The following is a 9364-nucleotide window of genomic DNA, read 5'->3' as shown; positions in this document are numbered from 1 at the left end:
GACGCGCCCAGCGCGTGCAGCAGCAGCACGTGGGCGTCGACGCAGAACTGACAGCGGTTGGCCCGGGACACGACGGTCGCGACGAGTTCCCGTTCGACCCGGGAAGCGTCGCCGGCGAGCAGCGCCTCCCGCATCAACGCCCAGGTCGCGGCCAGCACCTCCGGCACCGCCGACAGCGCCTGGAAGGTCGGCAACGGCCCGAGGAAGTCGTCGCGCAACTGTTGGTAGACCGCCGCGGTGAGGCCGGTGGCCGCCCTCGTCGGCGTGGGGGTGAAGAAGCGGTATGTCATGGGCTCGATGCTTGTTGCGGCAGACCGGGAAAGCGTCGTTCCGGCGCAGACACTTGCCGGGTCGCCGATACCGCGTCCGTGGTACGCGGCAGGTACCACGCTCGCGGGATGCTGCACCGGCGGCGGCCGTTCTACAGTGCGACAATGCGCCGCGACCTCCCGTACGCCCTCGGCGGTCTCGCCCTCGGCGTCCTCCTGCTCGGCAACGCCGCGCTCACCCCGGACGCTGCGACGGTCGAGGTGCTCGACGTCGCCCTGGTCCTGGCCATGGCGGTGGCCCTGGCGGCGTGCCGGCGCTACCCGGTGGTGGCGCTGGGCGTGGTCACCGTCGCCATGCTGGCCGTTCACCTCCGGGTGCACCCCGGGGTGTCCGCCGCGTTCCCCGTTCTCGGCGCGGTGTACCTCGCCGCCTGGCAGGGGCACCGGTCGGCCGCCGTCCTGGCCAGCGTCGTCTTCCTCGGTGGCTTCCTGGCCCGCGACGTCTCGGTGGCACCGCCCGGCCAGCCGGGGCAGGTGATCCTCGAACGGACGGCCCTGCTGTTCGGCTGGTTCGTGGCCGCCAACGTCGCCGGGCTCGTCGGACGGCAGCGTCGGGCGTACCTGGAGCAGGTCGAGCAGCGGGCAGTCGAAGCCGAACGCACCCGCGAGGAGATGGCGTTGCGGCGTGCCGGGGAGGAGCGGCTGCGCATCGCCCGCGACCTGCACGACTCGCTGACCCACAGCATCTCGGTGATCAAGGTGCAGGCCGGGATCGCCGTGCACCTGGCCCGCAAACACGGCGAGGCGCCGTCGGCCGCCCTGCTGGCGATCCAGGAGGCCAGCGGCGCTGCCATGCGGGAACTCCGGACCACCCTCGACGTCCTGCGCGCGCCCACCGACGCCGATCGCGTCGGACTGGCCCGGGTGGACGAGCTGGCCCAGCGGACCCGGGCGGTCGGCGTACCGGTGCAGGTGACCGTCACCGGTCAGCGCGGGGACCTGCCCGACGAGGTCGACCAGGCCGGATACCGGGTCATCCAGGAGGCACTGACCAACGTGGCCCGCCACGCCGGCCCCGCGACCGCGCACATCCAGGTGGAGTACGCCCCGGCGGGGCTCACCGTCGCGGTCACCGACGACGGTCGGGCGTCACCGGGCCAGCCGCTGACCCCGGGCGTGGGTCTGCGGGGCATGCGGGAGCGGGTCAGCGCACTGGGCGGCACCCTGCGGGCCGCCGCGCACGACGACCACGGGTTCACCGTGCGGGCCACCTTCCCGTTGGACGGCCCGCGGTGACCGGCCGATCGAGCCAGGCCCGAGCGAGCCGGGCCGGAGCGCGCGGCACCCGCCGGCCGCCGGGGCCGCGATGATCAGGGTGCTGCTCGCCGACGACCAGGCGCTGATGCGAGCCGGCTTCCGGGCACTGCTCGACGCCGAGGACCACCTGGAGGTCGTCGGCGAGGCGACCGACGGCAGCTCGGCCGTCCACCTGTCGCGACGCCTGCGCCCGGACGTCGTCCTGATGGACGTGCAGATGCCCGGTCTCGACGGCATCGAGGCCACCCGGCGCATCGCCGCCGATCCCGACCTCGCCGGCATCCGGGTTCTCATCCTGACCAACTACGGGCTCGACTCCTACGTCTTCGCCGCCCTGCGGGCGGGCGCCAGCGGCTTCCTCCTCAAGGACGCCGACCCCGCAGACCTGCTGCACGCCGTCGCCGTCGTCGCGCGCGGGGACGCGCTGCTCGCGCCGACCGTCACGCGCACGCTGATCAGTGAGTTCGTGGCCGGCCCACCGCCGGCCGAGCCGACGGCCGGCCGCGACGTGCTGACCGCCCGGGAGCAGGAGATCGTCGAGCTGGTCGCCCGTGGGCTGACCAACGACGAGATCGCCGCGCGCATGGTGATCAGTCCGCTGACCGCCAAGACACACGTCAACCGGGCGATGACGAAGCTGCACTGCCGCGACCGGGCCCAACTGGTCGTGTGGGCGTACGAGTCAGGGCTGATCACGCCCCGTCGCCGGTGAGCGCCGTCCCGGACAGCGGAGTCGATCAACCCCCTTGGCGACACCGGGAAGAGGCGACGCACTAGCATTGCCGCCGTCCGCGACGGCTCTGCTGAATCGAGGCGACATGCGTTGGCTCCGTCGGTTGCTGGGCGGTAGGCGGGTCCAGCTCGACCCGGGACGCCAGCAGGCGCTGCTGCACGACGTCCAGTCCCGGTACGGCTCCCACGCGCGGATCCGGTTCAACGACCAGGTCGAGGCGCTCACCGGTTCGCTGGACAGTGACGACGGCCTGGTGGTGGCGACCCGGATCGTGAGTCAGGTCGCCGACGAGGCCCATGTGGACCTTCAGGCCCAGGCCCAGGAGATCCACCGGCGGACGGGCCGGCGACTGCTGGTGCACCGCCGCAACTACCGGCCGCTGTGGAAGGAGGCGGGCCCGGCCCTGCGCTGGCCGCTGTTCGCGCTGCCGTGCGGCTTCCACCCGTACGCGCAGGTGGCGGCCGCCGTCACGGTGGTCGGCAGCCGGGCGCCCCGGCTCGACCGGGTGACCGACCCGAACCCGTTGCTGACCCGCGTGTTCGAGGTGCTCGACCTCACCACCTCCGGCTGGGAGTACGGCCGGGTGCGGGTGGACACCGACGCCGCCGCCCTGGCCGATCGACTGATCTCCAGCGCCGGGCGGGTCCTGGTGGCCATGGACGACCCGCCGCGACTGCCACCTGCCGTCCGTGAGCTGATGCGTCGCAACAACACCGTCGCCGTGCACGATCCGGCCGGTCCACGGACGGTCGGCGGGATCAACCTGGGTGCGCGGATGCGCGAGGAGTTCCTGGTCTGACCGCCCGGTGGTGCTACCGCTCGGTGCGTCGACGCGCGAGGTGCACGACGATGTCGGCGCTGAGCTCGACAGTCTCGGGCAGGATCTGCTCGATCTGTCGGAAGAGCCGCCCCTGCGCCTCGCTCGGCAGTTCGAGGTACGCCGAGACCGTCGACAGGTAGCCGACGTAGTCGCGCGCGCTCATCGTCAGACGCCGCCCGATCACGCTCTGCTGGACATCGGTGAACCATTCGGAGCGGCGCAGTTCGGTGCCCGGCCACTGCATGGCCTCTTCCGGGTGCGTGCCGTCGGGAGACGGGATCTCGTCGCTGTCCAGGAACGGTGCCCGGACGGCGCGGACGGCGTCCGCCACGGCCGGGTCGGTCAGCTGGACCGGTCCGCCGAACGAGGCGAACACGCCGCCCGGTTCCAGCAGCGCCGCCATCCGCGACCAGCGACCCGCCGGTCTCGTCCAGTGCAGTGCCGCCGCCACGTAGACCAGGTCGTACCTCGCCGCGCCCGGCCGTAGGTCCTCGAACGCGGCGGGTACGGTCCGAACGTCGGCGGGCACGTGCTGGCGCAGCTCGGCGAGCATGGCCCCGTCCGGCTCGGTCGCGGTGACAGTGACCTCCCGGGCGGTGAACAGCCGGGTCGCCTTGCCGGTGCCGGCACCGATCTCCAGGGCCGTTCGGATCGGCCGACCCGCGTACGTCGACACCAGGTCGACAAGCTCGACGGGGTACCCCGGTCGGTACCGCTCGTACCGTTTCGCCACCATCCCGAAGCTCAGCGCCCGAGCAGACATGCCGACGATCCTGTCACGACCCGTGTCGGCGGTGCCCGGTCTTTCCGAGCCCGACCCTTCCGAGCCCGACCGGCGGCTGCCACCGCCGTGACGACAACTGCGCGCAACCGCTTGCCGGCCCGCGCAGCGCCGCTCGACCATGTGCGGATGCAGCCGGAGCGTCGGGTGATCGTCGGAGTCGACGTGGGCACCACCGCCGCGCGGGCGGTCGCGTTCACGTTGGACGGCACCGCCCGACACGTCGCTACCCGGGCGTACCCGGTGGTGGAGCCGGTGCCCGGCTGGCGGGTACAGGAGCCGGACGTGCTCGTGGCGGCCACCCTGGCGGCCACCTCCGCGTGCGTGGCCGGCACCGCCGGGGCGGAGGTGGTCGCCCTCGCGCTGAGTTCGGCCAGGTACGGCCTCATCGGGCTGGACGCGGCGATGACGCCGGTGACGCCGCTGCTGACCGGGCGTGACACGCGGTCGGCGGAGGCGGCCCGCGAACTGCTGTCGTCCGGTCAGAGCCGGGAGCTGCACCGGTCGACGGGTACGCCGGTGCACCCGAGAAACCCGCTCTGCAAGCTCCTGTGGTTCGCCCGGCACGAGCCGTACCTCTGCACGGCGACCCGGTGGTGGGTCGGCCTCAAGGACTATGTGGTCCATCGGCTCACCGGGATGTTGGTGACCGAGTTGTCCTCGGCATCCGGCACCGGGATGTTCGACGTGCACCGTCGGGCGTGGAGTTCCGCCGTCCTCGACCTCGCCGGAGTGTCCGAGAGCCAACTGCCCCCGGTGCTGCCCACCACGGCGGTGCTGCGGCTGTCGCCGGCGGCCGGGCGCGCGGTCGGTCTGCCGCCGGGCACACCCGTCGTGGTGGGTGCGGGTGACGGTCCGTTGCGGAGCCTGGGCGCGGCGGCGACCGAGCACACCGTCGGCGGCCTGACGCTCGGGGCCACCGGGGCTCTGCGGACCGTCGTCAGGGCACCCCGCACCGACGCGGCCGAGACCTTCTCCTGTGCGGCGCTGACCGAGGACGCGTGGGTCGTCCGCGGGTCGGTCGGCAACGGCGGCAACGTGGTGCGGTGGGCGGCACGGGTTCTCGGCGACGACAACGCCACCCCCGCGCTGCTGGATCTCGCCGCGCGGATCGCACCGGGCAGCGACGGAGTCGTGATGCTGCCGTACCTGTGGGCCGACCCGGCCGCGCCGGAGGGCTGCGCGCCGCCCGGCGCGTTCCTGGGGCTGCGCGGCGAGCACTCACGCGCTCACCTGGTCCGGGCCGCCGTGGAGGGCGTCTGCCTGCAACTCGGCGGTGTCCGTGACCGGCTGGCCGAGCTGACGCCGATCGGCAGCGTACGGCTGACCGGGGGCGCCTTCCGGTCTCCGCTGTGGCGCGAGGTGATGGCGGCGGTCCTGGACTGCCCCGTCCAGGTGGCGGGCGCGGCCGACCAGGTCACCCTCGGCGCGGCGGCGCTCGGGCTCTTCGCGATCGGCCACACCGCCGACCTCCAGGCGGCGGTCACCCAGCTCGACCCGGGGGCCGGCGGCGACCGCGTCACTGTCGACCCGGCGCTCGCCACGGCCTACCGCGGTCTGCGGACCAGGCTGCCCACGCTCGTCACGGTGGCGGGTCGTCTGGGTGAGATCCTCGACGCCGGCACCGGGCTCAGTGCTCCGGCTCGTCCTTGACCTGCGCCACGAGCTGGGTCGGGTTCACGTAGCGCAGTGCGACGACGAGCAGGACCAGCATCATCGAGGTGTAGATGACCGCCATGGCGTCGACCGACTGCTGGGCCCGGATCCCGGACGCGGACATCGAGTAGTACAGCGCCACCACCAGGGTCTGCGAGTCGGGCCCGGCGGTCAGGAAGGTCAGCTCGAACATCCCCACGGTCCGGACCAGCACGAGGATCGCGGAGGCGAGGATGCCCGGCACCAGCAGCGGAGTGAGGACCCGGAGGAACACCGTGCGCAGGCCGGCGCCGCACATCCGCGCGGCGCTCTCGATCCGCGGGTCGATCTGCTCGATGAACGGGGTCATGGTCAGGATGACGAACGGCACCGACGGTACGAGGTTGGCCAGCACCACCCCGGACAGGTGCCCGGCCAGGCCGAACTTGTAGAGGACTGTCGCCAGCGGGATGCCGTACGTGATCGGGGGCATCAGGATGGGCAGCAGGAACACCAGGAAGATCAGCCGCTTGCCCGGGAACGAGCGTCGCGCGAGGGCGTAGGCGGCCGGCACGCCGATCAGCAGCGAGAGGCCCACGACGAGAACGGAGACCTCCAGGGTCACGACGATGACCTGGAGCAGCGCGAACTCGTCCCAGGCCCGGACGTACCAGTCAGTGGTGTAGCCGTCCGGGAGCCAGGTGTCGAACCACCGCCTGCCGAACGAGCTGACCAGCACGGACGCCACGACGCCCAGCAGGTTGAGGAAGAAGAAGATGACGACGCCCCACACGATCCAGGCGGCCGGCCGGGCGGCGATGCGCCGCCGCCGGTCGGTGCTGGGGGCGGGGGGCCGCGCCGGTGGCGCCTGGGTGGTCGTTGCCATCAGCCCTTGCCTCCGGTGGAGCCGGTGTAGAAGCGGCTGCGGGCGGCCAGCACCACAGCGATGACGACCAGCTCGACGAAGCCCATGATCATGGCGATCGCCGACGCGTACGGATAGTCGTACTGCTCGTACGCGGCCTGGTAGGCGGCGAGGGAGATGACCCGGGTCTCACCGGCCGGGTTGCCGACCAGAACCGCCGACGGGAACACGCTGAACGCCAGGACGAACGTCAGGCAGAAGGTCGTGGCGAGGCCGGGCATCAGCAGCGGCAGGGTGATCCGGGTGAACCGGTGACGCCAGTCCGCGCCCAGCGTCGCGGCGGCCCGTTCCAGGGTCGGGTCGATGCCGGACAGGTACGAGAGCACCAGGAGGAACGCGAACGGAAAGCCGGTGATCACCAGCGAGAGGAACACACCCCAGTAGTTGTGGGTCAGCCGCACCGGCTCGTCGACGAGGTTGGTGGCCAGCAGGACACGGTTGAACCAGCCGGTCGGGCCGAGGAAGTTCAACAACCCCTGGGCGGTGAGGACGGTGCCGAGCGTGATCGGCACGACCAGCAGTGTGGTGACCAACCGCTTGCCCCGGAACCGGCCGCGCATCCGGTAGGCGATCGGCACCGCGGCGAGCACGTTCAGGAGCGCGGCGGGCAACGCGATCCGCAGTGTGATGCCGATCGTTCCCCGCTCGTAGGAGTCGGAGAAGAACCGGGCGTAGTCGCTGAACGGCCCGCCGGTGGTCGGCTGGAACGAGAGCGTCAGCCCGTAGAAGAACGGGTAGAGGAACAGGGCGATGACGAAGACCAGCGCCGGGACCAGCAACCAGAGCTGACGGTCGACGCCCCGCTCGGCGAGGCGGTGCTGCCAGTGCGTCAGCGGCCGCCCGGACCGGCTCACCGCGTCGCCCCCGAGGCCTGCGGGACGCGGTTGGTCTGCGCCGCCGCCGCGTCGGCGGGATAGACGAGCAGCCTCTGCGGGTCGACCCCGAGCCTGACCTGGTCGCCCGGGGCGATCCGCCGCTCGGTGCGCAGGTGCAGCAGCAGCCCGGTGTCGGTGCGGGCCTCGGCCGCCAACTCGCGGCCCTGATACTCCACCACCTCGACGGTCGCCGACAGGGCGTTGTGGGCCTCGCCGGGCCCGTCGACGCGGATGTCCTCGGGGCGCACCGCGAGCACTGCCTCCGCCTCGGCCTGGACGTCGCCCACCACCTCGCCGAGCAGACGGTGCCCGGACGACTCGACGGTGGCCCGCGCGCCGTCCCGCCGCTCCACCCGCCCCCGCCACAGGTTGCGGTAGCCCATGAAGTCGGCGACGTGCCAGTTCGCCGGCCGAGTGTGCAGCTCGCGCGGCGAGCCGATCTGCTGCACCCGCCCCTCCCGCAGCACCACCAGCCGGTCGGCCAGGGAGAGCGCCTCCTCCTGGTCGTGGGTCACGTAGACGGTGGTGAGCCCCAGCGACTGGTGCAGCCGGCGGATCTCGGTCCGCATCTCCAGGCGCAGCTTCGCGTCGAGGTTGCTCAGCGGCTCGTCCATCAGCACCAGGGACGGCTCGAACACGACGGCGCGGGCGATGGCGACGCGCTGCTGCTGTCCACCCGAGAGCTGACCGGGCAGCTTGTCGACGTGGTCCTCCAGTCGCACCAGCCGCACCGCCTCGTCCGTACGCCGGCGCGTCTCCTCCTTGGGCAGCCGCCGCATACGCAGCCCGAAGGCGATGTTCGCCCGGACGGTCAGGTGCGGGAAGAGGGCGTAGCTCTGGAACACCATGCCGAAGCCGCGCCGCTCCGGCGGCAGTGTGTCGATGCGGCGCTCGTCCTGCCAGATGCTCCCCGCCGTCAACGGCAGCAGCCCGGCCAGGCAGTTCAACGCCGTCGACTTGCCACAGCCGGACGGGCCGAGCAGGGCGATGAACTCCCCCGCCCCGATCGTCAGGTCCAGCTCGGTGAGCGCGGCCTGGCCGCCGAACCGTCGGGACACCCCGTCCAGCCGCAGCTGGGAGAAGGCGCTCATCCCTGCTTGACCTTCCCGCCGCCGATCTCACGGTCCCAGCGGCTGAACGCCGCCACCAGGCTCTTCGCGTCGAGCGGAACCTCGGTCGGGTTTCCGGCGATCAGCGCGTCGTACTCGGGGCGACCGAACTCCCGGATCGCGTCCTGACTCTTCTGCGGGGCCGAGGAGAGCTGGACCTCCTTGATCGCCGGGCCCGGGTAGAAGTAACCCTCGTCGTACGCCTTCGCCTGCTGTTCGGGGGTGAGCATGAACGCCAACAGGGCCAGCACCGCGGCCTGGGTGTCGGTCGACACGCCCTTGGGCATGACGGCGTAGTGCGCGTCGGTGACCCAGTGGAAGCCGTCGATCGGGGTGATCCTGGCCTCCTTGGGCACGGTGCCGAGCACCCGCGGGTTGATGTCCCAACCGGTCGTGCTGACGATGAGGTGCGCGGTGCCGTTGGCGAGGTTCTTCATCGTCTCGGTGGTGCCGGACGGGTAGTAGTCGACGTACTGGCCCAGCTCCTTGAGGAAGGCCCACGTCTTGTCCCATCCCGCGGTGGGGTCCTTGGGGTTCGAGTCGCCCAGGATGTAGGGCAGCCCCATCAGGAACGTCCGGCCGGGTCCGGAGTTGGCCGGGCGGGCGTACTGGAATTTCCTGGGGTTGGCCTTGGCCCAGGCGAGCAGCGCGTCCGCGCTGGTGGGTGGCGTCGGAAGGCGGGACGGCAGGTATTCGAGCAGCGGGCCGGACGGGTAGTAGGTGACGGTGACCCCCGCGTTGCCGGCGAGCTGCTGCATCGCGGCGGCCGGTGCCAGGTAGTCGCGCATGCCGCCGAGGCGGTCCTGGAAGGTTGGCAACACGTCGATCCAGAGCCCCTGCTCGATCCCGGCGGCCAGGCCGTCGACGCCGGTCAGCACGAGACCGATGTCCCGCCGGTCC

General features: G+C 72.1%; 10 protein-coding genes. 4 read left to right on the top strand and 6 right to left on the bottom strand.

The genetic code is table 11. From position 1 onward, the window contains the following. Positions 1-290, bottom strand: a 290-nt coding sequence (locus KBX53_RS12210) for a carboxymuconolactone decarboxylase family protein (RefSeq protein ID WP_210859228.1), incomplete at its 3' end; no start/stop codon positions are given. A gap of 144 nt (positions 291-434) precedes the next feature. Between KBX53_RS12210 and KBX53_RS12205 the strand changes: the two genes are divergently transcribed. The 3 genes from KBX53_RS12205 (at position 435) to KBX53_RS12195 (ending at position 3118) form a co-directional block, all read left to right on the top strand. Further along, positions 435-1565 carry a sensor histidine kinase gene (locus tag KBX53_RS12205; RefSeq protein WP_247675502.1) on the top strand — a complete coding sequence of 377 codons (1131 nt, stop codon included), beginning with the start codon at positions 435-437 and terminating at the stop codon, positions 1563-1565. A gap of 70 nt (positions 1566-1635) precedes the next feature. Then, a complete protein-coding gene (locus tag KBX53_RS12200; RefSeq protein ID WP_030328231.1) occupies positions 1636-2298 on the top strand; it encodes a response regulator transcription factor in 663 nt (220 codons plus the stop codon). A gap of 106 nt (positions 2299-2404) precedes the next feature. Further along, positions 2405-3118 carry a hypothetical protein gene (locus KBX53_RS12195; protein WP_030328233.1) on the top strand — a complete coding sequence of 238 codons (714 nt, stop codon included), beginning with the start codon at positions 2405-2407 and terminating at the stop codon, positions 3116-3118. 13 nt (positions 3119-3131) lie between these two features. On the opposite strand, the gene KBX53_RS12190 is transcribed toward KBX53_RS12195, so the two are convergent. After that, positions 3132-3902 carry a trans-aconitate 2-methyltransferase gene (locus KBX53_RS12190; protein WP_210859217.1) on the bottom strand — a complete coding sequence of 257 codons (771 nt, stop codon included), beginning with the start codon at positions 3900-3902 and terminating at the stop codon, positions 3132-3134. Positions 3903-4049: 147 nt separating this feature from the next. Here KBX53_RS12190 and KBX53_RS12185 point away from each other — a divergent pair, with 147 nt between their 5' ends. Then, on the top strand, positions 4050-5573 hold the full coding sequence (locus KBX53_RS12185) for a gluconokinase (protein ID WP_051708140.1): 1524 nt from the start codon (positions 4050-4052) through the stop codon (positions 5571-5573). Here the strand turns inward: KBX53_RS12185 and KBX53_RS12180 are convergent. From KBX53_RS12180 to KBX53_RS12165, 4 genes are all read right to left on the bottom strand, one after another. Continuing rightward, positions 5551-6441 carry an ABC transporter permease gene (locus tag KBX53_RS12180; protein WP_210859215.1) on the bottom strand — a complete coding sequence of 297 codons (891 nt, stop codon included), beginning with the start codon at positions 6439-6441 and terminating at the stop codon, positions 5551-5553. The genes KBX53_RS12185 and KBX53_RS12180 overlap by 23 nt on opposite strands. Beyond that, a complete protein-coding gene (locus tag KBX53_RS12175) occupies positions 6441-7334 on the bottom strand; it encodes an ABC transporter permease (protein ID WP_030328241.1) in 894 nt (297 codons plus the stop codon). The genes KBX53_RS12180 and KBX53_RS12175 overlap by 1 nt, the downstream gene beginning before the upstream one ends. Next, complete coding sequence (locus KBX53_RS12170; RefSeq protein ID WP_030328244.1) at positions 7331-8446, bottom strand: ABC transporter ATP-binding protein; 1116 nt, start codon at positions 8444-8446, stop codon at positions 7331-7333. The genes KBX53_RS12175 and KBX53_RS12170 overlap by 4 nt, the downstream gene beginning before the upstream one ends. Continuing rightward, on the bottom strand, positions 8443-9364 hold a 922-nt coding region (locus KBX53_RS12165; RefSeq protein ID WP_210859208.1), incomplete at its 5' end, for an extracellular solute-binding protein. The genes KBX53_RS12165 and KBX53_RS12170, both read right to left, overlap by 4 nt.

It is taken from the genome of Micromonospora sp. M51, from assembly GCF_018070305.1.
GTDB classification, from domain to species: domain Bacteria; phylum Actinomycetota; class Actinomycetes; order Mycobacteriales; family Micromonosporaceae; genus Micromonospora; species Micromonospora parva.
Note: the sequence above shows the minus strand (reverse complement) of the source record. Positions and strands in the feature narration are given on the sequence as shown.